At 66.6% G+C, this 18,769-nt stretch carries 13 protein-coding genes; 6 read left to right on the plus strand and 7 right to left on the minus strand.

Annotated elements, in window-relative coordinates; translation table 11 throughout:
- Positions 1–175: 175 nt before the first annotated feature.
- A complete protein-coding gene (gene uvrA / locus ACG3SL_RS02250; protein WP_448663514.1) occupies positions 176–3,196 on the minus strand; it encodes an excinuclease ABC subunit UvrA in 3,021 nt (1,006 codons plus the stop codon).
- Positions 3,197–3,280: 84 nt separating this feature from the next.
- On the opposite strand from uvrA, the gene ACG3SL_RS02255 reads away from it, so the two are divergent.
- On the plus strand, positions 3,281–3,817 hold the full coding sequence (locus ACG3SL_RS02255; protein ID WP_448663515.1) for a hypothetical protein: 537 nt from the start codon (positions 3,281–3,283) through the stop codon (positions 3,815–3,817).
- A 65-nt stretch (positions 3,818–3,882) separates the two neighbouring features.
- On the opposite strand, the gene ACG3SL_RS02260 is transcribed toward ACG3SL_RS02255, so the two are convergent.
- Positions 3,883–4,773, minus strand: a complete 891-nt coding sequence (locus ACG3SL_RS02260) for a hypothetical protein (protein WP_448663516.1) — start codon at positions 4,771–4,773, stop codon at positions 3,883–3,885.
- A gap of 220 nt (positions 4,774–4,993) precedes the next feature.
- Here ACG3SL_RS02260 and ACG3SL_RS02265 point away from each other — a divergent pair, with 220 nt between their 5' ends.
- Together ACG3SL_RS02265 and ACG3SL_RS02270 are read left to right on the plus strand one after the other, a co-directional pair.
- Positions 4,994–5,671: a CDP-alcohol phosphatidyltransferase family protein gene (locus ACG3SL_RS02265; protein ID WP_448663517.1), complete on the plus strand. Its 678-nt coding sequence runs from the start codon at positions 4,994–4,996 to the stop codon at positions 5,669–5,671.
- A 123-nt stretch (positions 5,672–5,794) separates the two neighbouring features.
- Positions 5,795–7,402 carry a hypothetical protein gene (locus ACG3SL_RS02270; RefSeq protein WP_448663518.1) on the plus strand — a complete coding sequence of 536 codons (1,608 nt, stop codon included), beginning with the start codon at positions 5,795–5,797 and terminating at the stop codon, positions 7,400–7,402.
- 78 nt (positions 7,403–7,480) lie between these two features.
- On the opposite strand, the gene ACG3SL_RS02275 is transcribed toward ACG3SL_RS02270, so the two are convergent.
- The 4 genes from ACG3SL_RS02275 to ACG3SL_RS02290 all read right to left on the minus strand — a co-directional run bounded on the left by ACG3SL_RS02275 (position 7,481) and on the right by ACG3SL_RS02290 (position 12,540).
- Positions 7,481–7,972: a vgr related protein gene (locus ACG3SL_RS02275; protein WP_448663519.1), complete on the minus strand. Its 492-nt coding sequence runs from the start codon at positions 7,970–7,972 to the stop codon at positions 7,481–7,483.
- Positions 7,973–8,309: 337 nt separating this feature from the next.
- Positions 8,310–9,953, minus strand: coding sequence for an alginate export family protein (locus ACG3SL_RS02280; RefSeq protein ID WP_448663520.1), 1,644 nt, complete (start codon positions 9,951–9,953; stop codon positions 8,310–8,312).
- A 116-nt stretch (positions 9,954–10,069) separates the two neighbouring features.
- Entirely contained in the window at positions 10,070–11,953 is a 1,884-nt protein-coding gene (locus tag ACG3SL_RS02285; protein WP_448663521.1) for a methyl-accepting chemotaxis protein, read from the minus strand.
- A gap of 134 nt (positions 11,954–12,087) precedes the next feature.
- Positions 12,088–12,540: a copper chaperone PCu(A)C gene (locus ACG3SL_RS02290; RefSeq protein WP_448663522.1), complete on the minus strand. Its 453-nt coding sequence runs from the start codon at positions 12,538–12,540 to the stop codon at positions 12,088–12,090.
- A 162-nt stretch (positions 12,541–12,702) separates the two neighbouring features.
- Between ACG3SL_RS02290 and dnaK the strand changes: the two genes are divergently transcribed.
- The 3 genes from dnaK (at position 12,703) to ACG3SL_RS02305 (ending at position 16,937) form a co-directional block, all read left to right on the plus strand.
- Positions 12,703–14,616, plus strand: a complete 1,914-nt coding sequence (gene dnaK / locus ACG3SL_RS02295) for a molecular chaperone DnaK (RefSeq protein WP_448663523.1) — start codon at positions 12,703–12,705, stop codon at positions 14,614–14,616.
- Positions 14,617–14,730: 114 nt separating this feature from the next.
- Positions 14,731–15,852: a molecular chaperone DnaJ gene (gene dnaJ / locus ACG3SL_RS02300; protein WP_448663524.1), complete on the plus strand. Its 1,122-nt coding sequence runs from the start codon at positions 14,731–14,733 to the stop codon at positions 15,850–15,852.
- Between the two features lie 194 nt (positions 15,853–16,046).
- Complete coding sequence (locus ACG3SL_RS02305) at positions 16,047–16,937, plus strand: tail fiber protein (protein WP_448663525.1); 891 nt, start codon at positions 16,047–16,049, stop codon at positions 16,935–16,937.
- Positions 16,938–17,089: 152 nt separating this feature from the next.
- Here ACG3SL_RS02305 and ACG3SL_RS02310 read toward each other — a convergent pair whose 3' ends face one another.
- Complete coding sequence (locus tag ACG3SL_RS02310; RefSeq protein ID WP_448663526.1) at positions 17,090–18,721, minus strand: Na+/H+ antiporter; 1,632 nt, start codon at positions 18,719–18,721, stop codon at positions 17,090–17,092.
- Between the last annotated feature and the right edge of the window lie 48 nt (positions 18,722–18,769).

Raw genomic sequence — 18,769 nt, forward strand, 5'->3', positions numbered from 1 at the left:
ATCGCATATGAAATACAGCGTCATCCTGACGAAAGTCAGGATCCATTGGGTGCTCCGCCTGCGCTTGTTGTTGCAACGGAGCGGTAATGGATCCCGGCCTGCGCCGGGATGACGGAGTTTATGGTTGCCCGACCGCCATATGCGATAGCCCTGACCGAAGGGGAGAGGGCTTTTGCTATGCCGCCTTCGCCTTCCGCTTTTCCAGCAGCGGCGCCAGATACTTGCCGGTATAGCTGCGCGGTTCCTTCGCCACTTGCTCGGGGGTGCCTTGCGCGACGATTTCGCCGCCCTTGACGCCGCCTTCGGGGCCGAGGTCGAGCACCCAGTCGGCGGTCTTGATGACGTCGAGATTGTGCTCGATCACCACCACGGTGTTGCCCTGTTCGACCAGCGCGTGGAGCACTTCCAATAGCTTGCGCACGTCCTCGAAATGCAGGCCGGTGGTGGGCTCATCCAGGATGTACAGCGTCTGGCCGGTCGCGCGGCGGGCGAGTTCCTTGGCGAGTTTCACGCGCTGGGCCTCGCCGCCCGAGAGCGTCGTCGCCTGCTGGCCGACCTTGACATAGCCCAGGCCGACTTCGGCGAGCATCGCCATGCGATCGCGGATCGGGGGCACGGCCTTGAAGAACTCGACCGCGTCCTCAACCGTCATGTCGAGCACGTCGGCGATCGACTTGCCCTTGAACTTCACTTCCAGCGTCTCGCGGTTGTAGCGCGCGCCGTGGCACACGTCGCACTCGACATAGACGTCGGGGAGGAAGTGCATCTCGATCTTGAGCACGCCGTCGCCCTGGCACGCCTCGCACCGGCCGCCCTTGACGTTGAAGCTGAACCGGCCGGGCTTGTAGCCGCGCGCCTGCGCTTCGGGGAGCCCCGCGAACCAGTCGCGGATGTTGGTGAAGGCGCCGGTATAGGTCGCGGGGTTGCTGCGCGGGGTGCGGCCGATGGGGGACTGGTCGATGTCGATCACCTTGTCGAGATGTTCGAGCCCGGTGATCCTGTCGTGCTTGCCCGCCAATACGCGCGCGCCGTTGAGCGCGCGGGCGGCGGCGGCGTAGAGCGTGTCGATCGTGAAGCTCGACTTGCCCGAGCCGGAGACGCCGGTGATGCAGGTGAAGGTGCCGAGCGGGATCGACGCGGTTACGCCGGTGAGGTTGTTTGCGGTGGCATTGTGCACCGTCAGCTTCTTGCCATTGCCCTTGCGGCGCTTCGCGGGCACCGGGACTTCGCGAGTGCCGTTGAGGTAATCGGCGGTGACGCTGCCCTCGGTCGCCAGCACTTCGGCCAGCGAGCCTTGCGCGACGACCTGGCCGCCATGGACGCCCGCGCCGGGTCCCATGTCGATCACATAATCGGCGGTGCGGATCGCATCCTCGTCATGCTCGACCACCAGCACGGTGTTGCCGAGATCGCGGAGACGCCGGAGCGTGGCGAGCAGCATGTCGTTGTCGCGCTGGTGCAGGCCGATGCTCGGCTCGTCGAGGACGTAGAGCACGCCCGACAGGCCCGACCCGATCTGCGACGCGAGGCGGATGCGCTGGCTCTCGCCGCCGGACAGCGTGCCGCTGGTGCGATCGAGGTTGAGGTAATCGAGCCCGACATTGTTGAGGAAGCCGAGCCGCTCGTCGATTTCCTTGAGGATCGCGCGGGCGATCTCGCGCTGTTGCGGGGTGAGCGTTTCGGGCAGCGTCTTGAAGAAATCGAGCGCATCGACGACCGAGAGGTGGGTGGCGTGGCTGATATGCTGGCCCGCGACCTTGACCGCCAGCGCCTCGGGCTTGAGGCGCGCGCCGTGGCAGGTGTCGCAGGGGTGCGACGCCTGGTACTTGGACAGCTCCTCGCGCATCCACGCGCTTTCGGTGGAGAGCATCCGGCGGTTGAGGTTGCCGATCACCCCCTCGAACGGCTTGCGCACGTCGTACGACTTCTTGCCGTCGACAAAGGTGAGCGTGACCGGCTTGCCGCCGGTGCCGTGGAGGATGATGAGCTGGACCTCGCCGGGCAGGTCCTTCCACGGCGTATCGAGGCTGAACCCGAATTCGCGCGCGAGGCTGCCCAGCACCTGCATGTAATAGGGCGAGGGCGGGTTGGATTTCGCCCAGGGGACGACGGCGCCCTTCTTCAGGCTGAGTTCGTGGTTGGGGACGACGAGGTCCTCGTCGAACACCAGCTTTTCGCCCAGCCCGTCGCAGGCCGGGCAGGCGCCCTGGGGCGCGTTGAAGCTGAACAGGCGCGGCTCGATCTCCGGGATGGTGAAGCCCGAGACGGGGCAGGCGAATTTTTCGGAGAAGACGATGCGGTTGTCGGGGATGCCGGTGTTTTTCATCCCTTTCTTGCTCCCCTCCCGCTCGCGGGTGGGGTCGGGGGAGGGCGTGTCCGGGGTTTCAACCGTGAACGTCTGGGGGGCCTCCCGCACTGACCCTCCCCCGACCCCTCCCGCGAGCGGGAGGGGAGCGCCAATCTCGGCGACGGTACTATCCACCAGATCCACATACGCCAGCCCTTCGGCCAGCTTGAGCGCGGTCTCGAAGCTCTCCGCCAGCCGCGTCGCGATGTCGCCGCCCACGACGAGGCGGTCGACCACCACTTCGATGTCGTGCTTGTACTTCTTGTCGAGCGCGGGGGCGTCTTCGATCAGGTAGGTTTCGCCGTCGATGCGGACGCGCTGGAAGCCGGCGCGCTGCCATTCGGCCAGTTCCTTGCGATACTCGCCCTTGCGCCCGCGCACGACCGGGGCGAGGAGGAGGAGGCGCGTCCCCTCGGGCAGCGCGAGCACGCGATCGACCATCTGGCTGACCGTCTGCGCGCTGATCGGCAGCCCGGTTGCCGGGCTGTACGGCACGCCGACGCGCGCCCACAACAGGCGCATGTAATCATAGATCTCGGTCACGGTCGCGACCGTCGAGCGCGGATTGCGGCTGGTGGTCTTCTGCTCGATGCTGATCGCGGGGCTCAGCCCCTCGATATGGTCGACATCGGGCTTCTGCATCATCTCCAGGAACTGGCGCGCATAGGCCGACAGCGATTCGACATAGCGGCGCTGACCCTCGGCATAGATGGTGTCGAACGCCAGGCTGGACTTGCCCGAGCCCGACAGCCCGGTGATGACCGTCAGCGTATCGCGCGGGATATCGATATCCACGCCCTTGAGGTTGTGTTCGCGCGCGCCGCGAACGCTGATATGGGTTAGGCTCATAAGGCTGGTTTGTTCCAGATTTGTTCGTTAGGTCAAGGGCAAGCTCCAAGATGGTGGCGGACCGTGCAGGAGCAAGGGCGAAGAATGACGACCGATACCCCCAAGACCATCGATGATGCCGTTCTGGCCTTTTGCGCGACGATCGCGCCGGCAGTGCCCGAATATGTGGACGTGGTGCCCGGCGAGGGCGCGCGCGTGGCCTATTGCTTCACCAACGCGACCGAACAGGCGGCGCGGGCCGGGGGCGAAGTCGCCTATGGCTGGGCGATCTGGCGCTGGCCGGGGCGGTATTTCGAAGCCGAGCACCACGCGATCTGGCGCAGCCCCGAGGGCATTCTGCGCGATGTGACGCCGATGCTGTACGGCCAGACGCGCATCCTGTTCCTGAGCGATCCGGGCGCGGTGTTCGACCCGACACGCTATCGCCCCAACATCCTGGGCGCAGAGGCGGGGAACGCGACGGCGGCGGAATATATCGCCGTGGCGAACGCGCGCACCGCGATCCTCAACGCCTATGGCGAGCCGGGCGTGGACCACGCAATCACGCCGGAGGACCAGGCGAAACTGGACGCGATCAACCCGCGGTGGATGGAATTGTATGGGGCGTTAAGGGAGGGGTGAGGGGGTATTATAGGCTATGTTATATGAGTATTTCTGGTAAATTTAGATTTTACAGCGAGAATATTCTATGTGTGCTTCGAGTCTGTTTGGTCTGCATCAGATTGATATTTAGATTCGGCTGTCTTTCCATTTGCCGCTTTTTCCATCCTCTTCCAGCTTCGGTGCGCCTTTCGTTGCAGGCCAAACTTGCCTCCAATCGCCGAGTCGATGCGCATGGCAACCCTCATCGCATTATCCGACAACGCTACGAGCGCTTCCATGTCAACGTGTAGGGCCCGGCCGTTAGTGTAAGGAAATCCGTCAACCGTTTTGACGCGACTAGAGAATAGATCATTAACGACTCCTCCATTGTGCACATTTATATTTCGCACTTCGAAGAAAAATCGCAAAAGATCCTTTTGGCGATCATTGTCAAACATGCGAACGCCTAGGCGGTCGCTGAAGTACTTCTCCATGTCTGATAAGCCACCGTATGATAAATCGTTTATTTTTCTATCTATTATGAAAGAAACCAAATCCTTGTGTTTTTTAAAACGAAGGACATCATCTATTCTAACAGTTTGTGATGATGAAATCAATTCTGGTCTTTTTAGTGCGGCTGCATTTATGATGGCGGAAAAGTAGCGTTGGAATGCATTCACAATGCCATTGGTGAGATTGCGCGACTGAACCGTCGAGTGCTTCTTAAGCTGATCTAAAGTAGCGTCGGGTGCGGCTATGCTCTGCTCGTAGTAAGCCCTCTTTACCGGGTCTGTCTCAGTAGTGAGGAGCGCCTTTGATGCGGTAAGACGATTTTCATCAAGCCGTCCAACGAGCTGAACGACGAAAAAGAAAAAATCCAAATTTGCGTGATACTCGCCAAGAAAGTGACTGAAAGCCTCGGTGCAGACGGTGTCAGGGCTCGGATAAAACACGTCCGGGAAGGGCGAGGATTCTGACTGATTCGGCTTCTTCATTCCGTATTGCTAGCATATCGCAATGGCGATGAAAGGGCGAGCTATCATCGGCGCCCGGTTACGTGGGCGAGAAGACGCGAAGGAACCATTCCGCTCGTCACTTTCCTTCTTTGGCGCCTAAAGCCGGGATTAGTGCTTACGGCCACCTCCCCCCCCCCCCGGCCCCACCCATCGCAACCCCGGTTGCTTATCCCGCACATGACGCAGATAAGACAATCGTATGACAGACTCCCCCCACCGCGCTGCGAAGCCGGTTGTTCGTATTCAGCAGAACGTGCTTGCCGTCTCTGAACGCCGCCTGCTGAACTGGCTGTGTGCCCGCCTGCCGCGCTGGGTGACGCCCGACATTCTGACGGGACTCGGCGTGGCCGGGGCGGGGGCGATCTTTGTGGGGTATGCGGCCTCCGGGCTCAGCGTGCTGTGGCTGTGGGTGAGCATCGCGGGGTATTGCATCCAGTGGTTCGGGGATTCGCTGGACGGCAGCCTGGCGCGGTATCGCAAGATCGAGCGGCCCAAGTTCGGCTATTTCATCGACCATAGCTGTGACGGGATCACGACGCTGCTGATCCTGGCGGGGATCGGGGCGAGCCCGTTCGTGCGGCTGGACGTCGCACTGGTCGCGCTTGCCGGCTATCTGCTGCTGTCGATCCACGCTTATCTGTCGACCCAGGCGCTGGGCGAGTTCAAACTTTCCTATCTGTCGGCGGGGCCGACCGAGTTGCGCTTCGTCCTGATCGGCATGACCTTTGCCATGATGGCGCGCGGGCCGCAGCCCGAGTGGTTTGGCGAGATTTCGGGGTATGACCTGTTCGTGGGCGCGGTGGGCACGCTGTTCATCGTGCTGTTCGTCATCCAGACGATGGTGACGGGCAAGCGACTGGCGGCGATGCGGGGTTAAACCCCGGATCTAGCCAAGATCAGCACAGGATCAGCGAGCGGCTTTACTGGAACACCTGCCAGTCAGCGCCCGTTCACCGCGGCGTGCGCATAGTCGGCGCCAACAACAGGTGGAGAGAAGCCCGTGCGGACGCATTTGAAGGCAGTGCAGGCGGTGGCGATGGTCGCCGCGCTGGGGGCCGCGCCGATGGCGGCACAGGCACAGGGCGTGCGGCCGGCGCGGGCCGAGCGCGGGCCGGATGCGACCGGCGCCTATGCCTGGATCGACCGGGCGGACGTGCTGTGGGACGCGATCGGCGACGCGCCGCCCGACTATGCCTTTGCCTTCGAGGGGCGCGAGCCCTGGGCGTGGGAAGCCGCCGATGGCTGGCGCATCGTCGTCGAGGATACCGGGCAGGATATCCGCAGCTATTATTTCGAGCCCGGCGCACGCGGGCCGTTCCTGGCGGTCGAGCCGGGGTTGAGCTTTGGCTATGACGGCGGCGTGGTGGCGGTGGTCTATGGCGCCGATGGCACGCCGCTGCCGCCGGGCGCGCGGGGCGGGTATCTGGCGTCGGGCAATGCGCTGTACGAGCGCGGGCGGCGGCTGTTGCGCGCGATGGAGGCGCGCAATCGCGTGGCGGTGGACACGCTGGCCTGGGTCGAAGCGGTGCCGTGGATCTTCGGGTTCCGCCAGGAATGGGACGAGGGGCTGTACCGCAATCCCGTATGGCGCCAGCACCGCGACCGCGATGCGGCGCGCGAATGGCGCCGGCGGCTGGACCGTGAGCGCGCGCTGCGGCTGATCGCGGCGGATCGTTTCCGCCGCTGGCGCGAGGGCGGGTTTCAGGGGCCGCCGCCGGGGCATTATGGGCGACCCGATCGCCCCCGGCCCGGCGCCGGACGCCCGCACCAGCCCGGCATGGGGCGGCCCGACCGGCCCGACCGGCCCGGTCGTCCGGGGTGGCCGGGGGCGGGGCGTCCGCCGGAGCCGGGGGCTGGCACGCCCGGCCGCCCTGGCTGGCCGCGCCCTGGGATGGAGACACCGGGACGCCCGATGCCCGGCAGGCCCGCACCGGGCCGCCCCTTTCCGGGCCGACCGGGGATGCCGCCGACCAAGCCGGGGCTGGAGCAGCCGGACGGCGGGGTCGCGCCCGACCTGCCGACCGTGATCGAGCCCGCGCCGGGACGTCCGGGGCGGCCCGATCGCCCGCGCCCCGGCCCGCCGCCGGTCCAGACCGCGCCTGACGCCGGGCCCGCGCCCTTGCCGCGTCCGGATCGTGGCGACGGCTTCCGGGGATGGCGCGATCGCGCGCGCGCGGAGGGCGGACCGCCGGTGCCGGTGACGGCGCCTGCGCCCGCGCCGGGAGCTCCCGTGGCGACTCCGCAGCCGCCGCGTCCCGAGGGTGGATGGATGCGCCGGCCAAGGTTCCAGCCGGACGGCACGCCGATGCCGCGCCCCGAGCGTCCGCGCCCGGTGGCCGGCCCGCCCGCGCCCGATGCGGCGCCGCCGGCGCCACGTCCCGACGGTGGCTGGATGCGTGGACGGCGCTTCCAGCCCGAGGACGGCGCGCCGATGCCACGCCCCGAGCGTCCGAGCTTCCAGCCCGCGCCCGCTCAGGCAGCGCCGCCGCCCCCGCGCCCTGCGCCTGCTGCACAGCCCGCGCCGCCTCCCCCGCCGCGCGCCCAGCCGCCGGTCAACAGCGGCGTCAAGGGACGCGATACCCGGCCCGGGCGCGTGGACGACAAATAGGGGGGCTGGTCCACTCCCCCTCACCCTTCCGCCGCTGTGCGGCTCCCTCCCTCTCCCCCAAGGGGAGAGGGAAAATAGTCAGCCGGGGCGGAAGGGGAGGAGCGTCTCGTACTGCGCCAGCGGCGGGGCACCGGGGACCACGGCGCGGTGGCGCAGGAGGAAGGCGTGGCGGACGATCTCTGCCTGCTGCTCCAGCCCATAGCGTTCGAACCGCTGGCCGGGCTTCAGCGCATAGGCATAGCGGCAGAAGGGGTGGCGCTTCAGCGGCAGGAAGATGCCGCACTGATGCTGCCAGATATGCACCATCTCGTGGATGAAAAGCGCCTGCACGCCGAGCTGCGCCTGGCTGAAATCATCGTGGTACAGCCCGCCCTGCGGATGGAAATGGATCGTCCCGCGCGGGGCCATGGTGGTGTTGGCCGGCTGGAAGAATGCCCATTTGCGGTGCGCCACGCGGGCGCGGGCATAGTCGATCGCGTCGCCGAACACCGAGGCGGACAGGCGGATCTCGCCGGGGGTGAGGGGGCGCGGCGCGGACATCGCGCCATCATGGCGTTCGCGGGCAGGCATGTCACCTGCCCGCGCGCCTTGGTGCGACCCGAGGCGTATCGTGTCGCGCGACGCGACAATGCTGCGAGGGCGCAATCCGGCCGCCGCGGGGTGACCGCGCGCGTTGGAGAGGCCCGCCGGAGATCCCGGCTTGCGCCGGGATGACGAGGGAAACGGAAAGCCCGCCGTTCCCGCGCCGCACTACCGGCTATGCTAGCGGGCAAGCCCAAATTCCGTCATCCCAGCGAAGGCTGGGATCCATTTCCGCTCCGCTGGGTGAAAAGTGCGGACGGAGCGCCGAATGGATCCTGACTTTCGTCAGGATGACGGCGTGTTTGCTGCCAAGCGATTACCCTGCTCAGAAGCGGAAGCTGACCCAGCTCGACAAATAATGCGACTTGGCCGCCTTCGACTTTTCCAGCGCGCCGGCGGGCTGGAAATATTCGTAGCGCGTGGTCAGTGACAGGCGCGGCGTGATCTTCCAGCTCGCCTGGAGCCGCGCCGCGTCGCCGATATGGCCGCCGTGCATCAGCTGGCTGCCGGCATAGGCGCTGCCGCTGCCCTTGTAGATCGCGTCGGTATCGGTGACGCGGTAGCTGCGCTGATATTCGCCGGTGATGTCCAGCGTCTTGATCGGCGAGACCGTGACGTTGGGCGAGATCTGGAACAGGTTGGTCGGGCTCAATGCGCCCTGATAGCTGTACGCGATCGTGCCCGCGGTGACGGTGCGCGCGGCCTTGACCGTGCCCTTGCCATAGGTGCCGCCGCCGCTGCCGTAATCGAAATGGATGCCGAGCTTTGGCGCCAGGCCCTTGGGCGAGATCTGGTACGTCTGCGCGACGAAGGCGCTCCACGCATCGATCTTGCGCCCGTTGAAGTCGCCCGTCTGGTGGCTGACGGTCCAGTCGATCGTCAGCTTGTCTAGGCTGCCCCACAGCCGCGCGCCGTAGTAATGGCGGACTTCCTTGCCGGTGGTGGTGCCCCATTTCAGCTTGTCGTTGCGTTCGCGCCAGGCGAACGGATCGAGGAACAGCTTGCGGGTCTTGGTATCGGCCAGCACGACGCCGGCGGTGACGCCCGAAAAGCGCGTGGTCTTGTCGATCTTGTCGTCGCTGATCCCGTCCAGGCCGAGCCCGACATGGTGGAAATCGAAGGCGTCGATACGGTATTTGCTGAGGGAGCCCCAGACGCGGACGCCCTGCTCCACGGTACGGATCGTGTTGTTGTCCTTGACCGAGACCAGCGCGGCGGGGCCGTCGGTAAATTCCTGGCGGCCATAGCGGATGCCCAGGCCCACGCCCTTCACCGTCCCGCTCACTTCGGCGAACGCCTGCGAGACCATCAGGTCGTTGCGCGCCTTGCCCGTCGCGGTGCCGTAGTTGATGCCGCTCAGCCCGCCATGGACGACTTCGCCGTATACGCGCACCGGCCCGACATGGACGTCGGCGCCGCCGACCAGCCGCAGCATGTCCTCGCGGCGATAGGGGGAATCGGTGAGGCTGGGATTGCTGGTCAGCGTGGTGCGGACGCGCGCCTCGCCCGAGAGCGTGACGTAGATGTCGCCCTTGGCGTTGATCGGCAGATATTTCAGCCGGTCGAGAAAGTCGTCGCGCTTCTTGGGGTTGCGCATGACCGTCCAGTCCTCGGCCCAGCGCGACGGGTTATAGCCGCTGAGCTTGACGCCGTGGCCGTCGGCCTGGCGGGGATAGGTGCGGATGGCGGGGTTTGCGGGGGCGCGCTCGGGCGTCTTCTCGCTGGGCGGCACGGCGCGCTGTGCGGGGGGCTGGGGCGCCGACTGGTCCTGGCCGGGCTTGAAACCGACGACGATGATGTTCGCGTCCTGCGCCGCCGGGAGTACGTTCGTCGATGCCATCGTCACGCCATCGCCGGACAGCGGCGTCGCGTCCGCGCCCGTGCGGACCTGCGCAAAGGCACAGCCGGGAATCGCGCCTGCCGCGAGCAGCGAGACGCCAAGGGCGGTGAGGGGGGTCGGCTGGTACATCGTCACTCTCCACAGCGGGGTGCAAAGGCCCGTCCGGGCCCAGAACGCGGCCCGGCTTGCAGTCTTGGTCGTTCAAACAATGCGGGCGCCGTGGGGGCGGCGCCCGCAGGCGGGGATCAGAAGCTGGCCCAGTCGTCGCCCGAGCCGTTTGCCATCGCCGCTGCCGGGACGGCAGTGACGCGCGGCTGGCTGCTCGCGGCGGGGGCAGGGGTGTAGGCGGGCGCGGTCGCGCGGCTGGCGGCGCGGCGCGTTGCGTCGTTGCCGACCTTGAACCGCGCGGCCTGAGTCGACAGCGTGGCGACTTCGCCGTTCAGGTTGCGCGCGGCCGCCGAGGTTTCCTCGACCATCGCGGCGTTCTGCTGCGTCGACTGGTCCATCACGTTGACTGCCGTTGCGATCTCTCCGATCGTCGACGACTGGGCGCGGTTGTCGCTGGCCATGGTTTCGACGAACTGGTGGACCTGACCCACGCTGCCGGTGATTTCGGCGAGCGATTCATCGACCTTCTTTACGGCGCTGACGGCGACGACGATATCGGCCTGGGTGGCGGTGAGCTGGTCGCGAGCGCGCTTCGATTCCTCTTCAGAGCGCATCGCGAGCGCCGAGACGAGGTCGGCGACGACTGCGAAGCCCCGGCCCGCTTCGCCTGCTCGGCCCGCCTCGACGGCGGCGTTCATGGCGAGAACGCGGGTCTGGAAGGCGATCTTGTCGAGGCCCTCGATCACGCTGTCGATTCCCTTGGAGCTGTTGGCCACACGGTCCATCGCCGAAGTTGCCTGCTCTGCCGTCGCGCGGCCCGATTCGACGATTCCGATCGCGTCCTGGGCGCAGCCCACGGTGCGGTCGGCGGCGTCGGCGCTCGACTTGAGCCGGGCGTTCATCTGCGACAGCGCAGCAGAGGTCTGTTCGAGGCTGGCGGCGTTGCTTTCGGTGCGGCGGGCCAGATCGTCCGAGGCGGCGGCGATTTCGCTGGAGCCGGTCTCGATGCTCTGCGTCGCTTCGGCCAGTGCGGCGATCAGGTCGCGCAGGTTGACCAGCGCGGTGTTGAAGTTGTCGGCGAGCGAACGATAGGCGGCGGGGACGTTGCCGGGGATCGAGGCAGTCAGATCGCCTTCGGACAGCGCCTTGAGCTTTTCGGACAGGACCGTGACGATCGCCTTCTGGTCGGCGTCGGACTGCGCCTTGGCGAATTCGGCCTCGGCCTTGGCGACGGCGTTTTCACGGAACACCTGGAGCGCGGCAGCCATGTCGCCGATTTCGTCGCGGCGCTCGATGCCGGGAATGTCTTCGCCGGTATTGCCCTGCGCCAGATCGCGCATCCGTGCCGTGATCTTGGCGAGCGGGCCGGTGATCGAGCGGCTGATGAAGACGATGACGCCGACCAGCGCGACGAGGACGAAGAACACGACCGAACCGAGGCGCCATGCGGCGGCGCTGACGGTCGCGCGGATTTCCTCGTTGAACACGCCGGTGACCACCAGCCAGCCCCAGGGCTTGAAGCCACGGACATAGGAGAGCTTGGGCTTGTTGCCCGAACCGTCGGGCATCTTGTAGTCATACTGGACGAAGCCCTCGCCCGTCGCCTTCACCTTTTCCACCATCTCGCGATAATGGAACTTGCCGCTGGCGTCGGGCTTGTCGGCCACGTTGGTGCTCTGCAACTCCGGCTTGACCGGGTGCATCAGCATCTGGTGGTTGGTGTCGAGGATGAAGAAATAGTCCTTGCCGCCCTTGCCGAAGCGCATCGCGCGGATCGCGTCCTGCGCGGCTTGCTGCGCCTGGGCGCGCGTCATGCGGCCAGCCTGTTCCTCGGCATAGAAACGGTCGAACTGGCTATAGGCGACGTCTAGCGTCTGCTTGGTGCGGTTGTTGAACCCTTCTTCCAGCGCGCTGTCGAGGCGCTGAATAGAGAGGCCGAGCACCAATATGAGCCCGATCAGCGACGCCGCCCCGATTACCAGGACGCGCGTTCCGATTTTCATCCGCGCCAAAAATGCCACCAGTTATAACTCCTGCGATCCCTTATCTGCAGGTGTTATAGAGGCGCGGCGGGCCCAGCCCCCGAGTCTAGGGGATTTTCCGGAGGGTGCCGGACGGGCCCAGAAGCGCGGTGCGGGTGGTTAATGCCGCGCGATCAATGCCCTTCGTGCCCAGGCGCCGGATCGCCCGCGCCGACCACGTCGGCCTGCACGGTGAGCGTCTTGCCGCCGGCAAAGGCCAGCGACAGCGGCAGCTTGTCCCCCACCTTCACATTCGGGCCGACGCCGAACAGCATCACGTGGCGACCGCCGGGTTCGAACGCGATCGTGCCGCGCGCGGGGACCGCGACATCCTTGAGCGGGCGCATCGCCATCATGCCGCCTTCGCCCTTCATGCTTTCGTGCAGCTCGACCTTGAGCGCGGCGGGCGTCGAGACGCTGAGCAGCGTGTCGGGCTTGTCCCCGCCGGACAGCGTGAAATAGGCCGCGCCGGGGTTGCCGGCGACGGCGGGCAGGCGCACCCACGCCTTTTCCGCCTTGAGTTCAGCGGGCTGCTGGCATCCGGCCACCAGTAACGCTGCCGCAACGATCCCCGGAAATCCACGCATCTGTCTTGCTCCCAATCTGGGAAGCACCCTAGAATCGCAGGGTTCTTGCGGCAAGCGGAACCGCACCTATATCCGCACTCACATCGCCGCATCGGGTCGCCTAATTGCAGGGGCTCGGGGGGCAAGTCTTTGATTTTGAACTTTGGGGGCCAACGAGGGACCATGGCAAAAGTTATCGGTATCGACCTGGGTACGACCAACAGCTGCGTTGCAGTGATGGAGGGCGGCAAGCCCAAGGTAATTGAGAATGCAGAAGGCGCGCGCACCACGCCGTCGATCGTCGCCTTCGCCAAGGACGGCGAGCGGCTGATCGGCCAGCCGGCCAAGCGCCAGGCCGTGACCAACGGCGACAACACCATCTTCGCCGTGAAGCGCCTGATCGGCCGCCGGTTCGACGACCCCGTGACGAAGAAGGACACCGAGCTGGTTCCCTATTCGATCGTGCGCGGCTCGAACGGCGACGCATGGGTCAGCGCCGGCGGCGAGGAATATTCGCCGAGCCAGATCAGCGCGTTCATCCTGCAGAAGATGAAGGAAACCGCCGAGGCCTATCTGGGCGAGAGCGTTTCGCAGGCCGTCATCACGGTTCCCGCATACTTCAACGACGCGCAGCGCCAGGCGACCAAGGACGCCGGCAAGATTGCGGGTCTGGAAGTGCTGCGCATCATCAACGAGCCGACGGCGGCAGCGCTTGCCTATGGCCTGGAAAAGAACGACGGCAAGACGATCGCGGTCTATGACCTTGGCGGCGGCACGTTCGACGTGTCGGTGCTGGAAATCGGCGACGGCGTGTTCGAAGTGAAGGCGACCAACGGCGACACCTTCCTGGGCGGCGAGGATTTCGACTCCAAGCTGGTCCAGTTCCTGGCGGAAGATTTCCGCAAGGCCGAGGGCATCGACCTGACCAAGGACAAGCTGGCGCTCCAGCGGCTGAAGGAAGCCGCCGAAAAGGCCAAGATCGAACTGTCCAGCGCGCAGCAGACCGAAGTCAACCTGCCCTTCATCACCGCCGACGCCAATGGGCCGAAGCACCTGGTGAAGACGATCAACCGCGCCGAGCTGGAGCGGCTGGTCGAGGACCTGGTCCAGCGCACGCTGGAGCCGTGCCGCAAGGCGCTGGCCGATGCCGGCGTCAAGGCGAGCGCGATCGACGAAGTCGTGCTGGTCGGCGGCATGACCCGCATGCCGCGCGTGCGCCAGGTCGTGAAGGACTTCTTCGGCAAGGAGCCGCACACCGGCGTCAACCCGGATGAAGTCGTCGCCATCGGCGCGGCGATCCAGGCGGGCGTGCTGCAGGGCGACGTCAAGGACGTGCTGCTGCTCGACGTGACGCCGCTGTCGCTGGGCATCGAGACGCTGGGTGGCGTGTTCACCCGGATGATCGACCGCAACACGACGATCCCGACCAAGAAGTCGCAGACCTACTCCACGGCGGACGACAACCAGCAGGCTGTCACCATCCGCGTGTTCCAGGGCGAGCGCGAAATGGCGGCGGACAACAAGATGCTGGGCCAGTTCGACCTGGTCGGCATTCCGCCGGCGCCGCGCGGCGTGCCGCAGATCGAAGTCACGTTCGACATCGACGCCAACGGCATCGTCAACGTCTCGGCGCGCGACAAGGGCACCGGCAAGGAACAGCAGATCCGCATCCAGGCATCGGGCGGCCTGAGCGACGCGGACATCGACCAGATGGTCCGCGACGCCGAGCAGTTCGCCGAGGACGACAAGAAGCGCCGTGCGGCGGCCGAGGCGAAGAACAACGCCGAGAGCCTGATCCACACGACCGAGCGCCAGCTTGCCGAAAACGGCGACAAGGTCGACGAGAGCCTCAAGGCCGAAATCCAGGCGGCGGTCGATGCGGCCAAGGCAGCGGTCGAGAGCGGCGACGCCGATGCGATGGCGGCCAAGAGCCAGGAACTGGCGCAGGTCGCGATGAAGCTGGGCCAGGCGATCTACGAGAAGCAGACCGCCGAGAATGCCTCGCCCCAGTCGGGCGCCGCGGCCGGCCCCGAAGCGGGTGCCGAGGACGTGGTGGATGCCGAGTTCTCCGAAGTGGACGAGAACAACAAGGCGTAACTGGATGAGCCTTCTCCGTCATGCCGGCGCACGCCGGTATCTCGGGCCGCACCAGAGGCGGCCTGAGGCCCCGGCTTTCGCCGGGGTGACGGCGAGAGGCGGGGGCCTGACTAGATGACCACCGAAATCGACTATTACGAGCTGCTGGAATGCGAGCGGACCGCCGACGATGCGACGCTCAAGTCCGCATACCGCAAGCTCGCGATGCGCTATCACCCCGACAAGAATGCCGGGTGCAAGGACAGCGAAGCCAAGTTCAAGGCCATCAGCGAAGCCTATGACTGCCTGAAGGACCCGCAGAAGCGCGCGGCCTATGACCGGTTCGGCCATGCGGCGTTCCGCAATGGCGGCATGGGCGGCGGCCAGGGCGGCGGCGCGCAGGATTTCGGCGCGTTCAGCGACATTTTCGAAAGCGTGTTCGGCGAGTTCATGGGCGGGCGCGGCGGCGGCCGGGCCAATCCGCGCGGCGCCGACCTGCGCTACGACATGGAAATCACGCTCGAGGAAGCATTCGACGGCAAGGCGACCGAGATCACGGTCGACGTGTCCGGCGTGTGCGACACGTGCGACGGCACCGGCGCCAAGCCCGGCACCCAGGCCAAGACGTGCCAGCACTGCCACGGCCATGGCAAGGTGCGCGCGCAGCAGGGCTTCTTCATGGTCGAGCGGACCTGCCCGATCTGCCACGGCGCGGGCCAGGTGATCGCCGATCCGTGCCGCGACTGTCGCGGCGAGGGGCGCACCGACAAGACCAAGACGCTCAAGATCAACGTGCCCCCCGGCGTGGACGAGGGCACGCGCATCCGCCTGACCGGCGAAGGCGAGGCGGGCGCGCGCGGGGCGCCGGCGGGCGACCTGTACATCTTCCTCCATGTGAAAAAGCACGCGCTGTTCGAGCGGCAGGGGACGACGCTGTTCGCCCATGCCCCGATCAGCTTCACCACTGCCGCGCTGGGCGGGGACATCACCATCCCCGGGCTGGACGGCGAGCAGCATGTCATCAAGATCGCGCCGGGCACCCAGAGCGGCCGCGAGATCCGCCATCGCGGCGCGGGCATGCCCGTGCTCCAGGGGCGCGGGCGCGGCGACATGGTGGTGCAGCTCGACGTCGAGATGCCGACCAAGCTGACCGCGCGCCAACGCGAACTGCTCGAAGAATTCCGCGCGACCGAAACGGGCGAGGAATGCCCCGAATCCACCGGCTTTTTCGCGAAGCTGAAGGCGGCGCTGGGCTGAACACCCGGGCCGGCGCGCGTCATCGCGCGCCGGCAACCGTTCGCCCCCGCCGCGCCCACCCGGCGACGGGGTTCAAAGCCACGGTATGTCGATATTCGACACAGCGGGTGTTTCCAAAGGCTTCCCGGTCGCTCTAGCTTTGCGACCCTGTGATTCGGCTCCGAAGATCCGGGGCGCGGGCGAGGGAGGCGACGATGGATACCGTGCCGCTGGTGCATATCATGCAGACCGTAGGGGCGTTTCCGCCGCATGGGGACGATGACGGCGACGACCGGCAGCGTGCCAACTATGTCCTGGGGCTGATCCACCATTATTCGGGGCTCCATTCGATCTTTGAAACGCCGATCGACGGGCCGGTGCTAAAGGTGGAGCGTAATCAGGCGCTGTACGCTGTGATCGGCCCGCGCGACGACGACTGGACCAAGCCGCTGTTCCAGTTACCCGATTTTCGCGGCAAGGTGCTGGTGGGCAGGGGCGGCGATCCTGCGGCGCTGCCGGCGGAGGCCGCGCCAGTACGCTATCTGATCGCGTCGCGTGCCTACATAGCCTATGGCGCGCCGATGCTGGGCGCGGTGATGGCGTTTGCCGGGCGCTATGTGCCCGAAGGCTGGATGACGTGCGACGGGCGGCTGCTCGACATCGGAGGGCACGAGCAATTGTACAGCGTGATCGGCAACCAATATGGTGGCGACGGCGTGCGGAAGTTCGCGCTGCCGAACCTGAGCGGTGCCGCGCCGATCGGCGTGGGCACGCGCGGCGACCGCGTGGTGACGGCGGGGCAACGCGTCGACGGGCCGATTCCGGGCGTGGGGATGCACTATATGCTGGCGATCAACGGCATCTTCGGCACCCGCGATTCGGGCTATTTCTATGAGGACGAGCGTGTGTTCGGCGAAGTGATCGCCTTTGCCGGGCACACCATCCCCGACGGATGGATGGAATGCGACGGCCGGGTGCTGCCGGTGCGCGACCAGAACCTGCTCCACTATATTTATGGCGCCACCTATGGCGGCGACGGCGAGAAGACCGTCGCGCTGCCCGACCTGGTGGGCCGCGCGATCATCGGGCGCTTTCCGAAGGATTGATGCCAAGTCGCGGTGCCCGCGACGCAGACCGCCCGCCCCGCCTCCCCACCCGACCACCAAGGATACCATCAGGCTATGGTGGTCGGGTGGGGAGGCGGGGCGGGCGGTGCATGGGTTCATGCCAATGAACCTTGGTCTGAACAGGCGGCGGCCTACCCGCTGTGCCGCGCCTCCGACAGGTCGAGTTCGCGCAGCAGCTTGCGTCCCGTCTCGCTGCCGATCCGGCGATCGCGGGCCAGATCGACCAGCCGGGCGCGTTCGGCGCGGACGCCGATCAGGCGGAATTCGGCGGTGAGTTTGTCATGGGCGCGCGCCAGATTGGGCGTGTCGCCCGCCAGCCCCTCGATCCGCTCGCGATAGGTGTCCATCACGCGCGCGCCGGCGGCGGCATAGAGATCGGGGTCGTCGTGATTCTCGGCCAGCGCGTGCTGGTGCCGCTCGATCGCGCGGATCGCGGCCTCGGCGGTGGCGATGCGGGCGGCGTTCTCCTCTGCGAGCTTCGAGGGTTCGGGGGGCATCGTCAGCCCCTTGAGCAGCACCGGCAGCGCGACGCTGGCCAGCAGCAGCGACACGATGATGACTCCGGCGGCGAGGAAGATCGCCAGGTCGCGCGCGGGAAAGGGCGTGCCGTCATCCATCGCCAGCGGCAGCGTGACGACGCCCGCCAGCGTGATCGCGCCGCGCACCCCCGCGAACGACATCGCCGCCACCAGCCGCCAGCCGGGATTGCGCAGGCCATCGGCGGCGCCGCGCGTGCGCAGGATGGTGAGGCGCAGCGACGCCCACACCCAGACGAACCGCAGCAGCGCCAGCCCCGCGACGATCGCGAGGACATAGGCCCCCAGCCACCAGGGCGAGGTATGGCCCGTCGCCGCCACCGTCTTTTGCGCGCCGGCGAGGATCGCGGGCAGCTGTTCGCCGAGCAGCACGAAGATGATGCCGTTGAGCGCGAACTGCACCGTATCCCACACCGAATTGCGGCGCATCCGCGTGACCGCCATCGCCTGGCGCGAGATTTCGGCATAGGTCATGGTGACCCCGGCGGCGACGGCGGCAAGGATGCCCGATGCGTGGAAATGTTCGGCCAGCAGATACGAGCCGAACGGGATCAACAGGCTGACCAGGATCTGCGAGCCCGTCTCCTCGCCCCAGCGGCGGGTGACCCACGCCTTGGCGCGGGTGACGACGAGCGTGACGAACACGCCGGTCGCGAGCCCCGCGCCGGCGACCCACAGGAAATTGAGCGCGGCGCCGCTGGCGGAAAAGGTGCCGGTGAGCGCGGCGGCGATGGCGAAGCGCAGGCAGACCAGCCCCGACGCATCGTTGAGCAGCGATTCGCCCTCCAGGATGTGCATCATCCGCTTGGGGATCGGCACGCGCGCCGCGATGGCGGACACCGCGATCGGATCGGTCGGCGAGACGACGGCGGCCAGCGCAAAGGCGACCGCGAGCGGCATGGCGGGGATCATCCAGTGGATGAAGAATCCCATGCCGACCACGGTGAGCAGCACCAGCCCCAGCGCCAGCTCGACCACGGCGGGCAAATCCTTGAGCAGCTCGTCCTTGGGGATGCGCCACCCGTCGAGGAACAGCAGCGGCGGCAGGAACAGGAACAGGAAGAGTTCGGGATCGAGTACGACACGGTACGACGTCGATAGCCCGATGACCGCGCCCAGCGCGATCTGGACCAGCGGCGTCGGGATCGACACCGGCAACATCCGCGCGACGGCGCCGCTGACGACGACGGCCAGCAGCAGGAAAAGGCTGATCGATACGGCTTCCAAATACTATCCCCGGTTGTGTGGGGGCACCCTAGGGGCCGGGGGTGGTGC

The organism is Sphingomonas degradans, assembly GCF_053502645.1.

Excerpts from the sequence above, each read along its gene's own strand:
- dnaJ (WP_448663524.1), top strand. The coding sequence starts at position 14,731 with ATGACCACCGAAATCGACTATTACGAGCTGCTGGAATGCGAGCGGACC.
- ACG3SL_RS02305 (WP_448663525.1), top strand. The coding sequence starts at position 16,047 with ATGGATACCGTGCCGCTGGTGCATATCATGCAGACCGTAGGGGCGTTT.
- dnaK (WP_448663523.1), top strand. The coding sequence starts at position 12,703 with ATGGCAAAAGTTATCGGTATCGACCTGGGTACGACCAACAGCTGCGTT.
- ACG3SL_RS02255 (WP_448663515.1), top strand. The coding sequence starts at position 3,281 with ATGACGACCGATACCCCCAAGACCATCGATGATGCCGTTCTGGCCTTT.
- uvrA (WP_448663514.1), bottom strand. The coding sequence starts at position 3,196 with ATGAGCCTAACCCATATCAGCGTTCGCGGCGCGCGCGAACACAACCTC.
- ACG3SL_RS02280 (WP_448663520.1), bottom strand. The coding sequence starts at position 9,953 with ATGTACCAGCCGACCCCCCTCACCGCCCTTGGCGTCTCGCTGCTCGCG.
- ACG3SL_RS02260 (WP_448663516.1), bottom strand. The coding sequence starts at position 4,773 with ATGAAGAAGCCGAATCAGTCAGAATCCTCGCCCTTCCCGGACGTGTTT.
- ACG3SL_RS02275 (WP_448663519.1), bottom strand. The coding sequence starts at position 7,972 with ATGCCTGCCCGCGAACGCCATGATGGCGCGATGTCCGCGCCGCGCCCC.
- ACG3SL_RS02265 (WP_448663517.1), top strand. The coding sequence starts at position 4,994 with ATGACAGACTCCCCCCACCGCGCTGCGAAGCCGGTTGTTCGTATTCAG.
- ACG3SL_RS02290 (WP_448663522.1), bottom strand. The coding sequence starts at position 12,540 with ATGCGTGGATTTCCGGGGATCGTTGCGGCAGCGTTACTGGTGGCCGGA.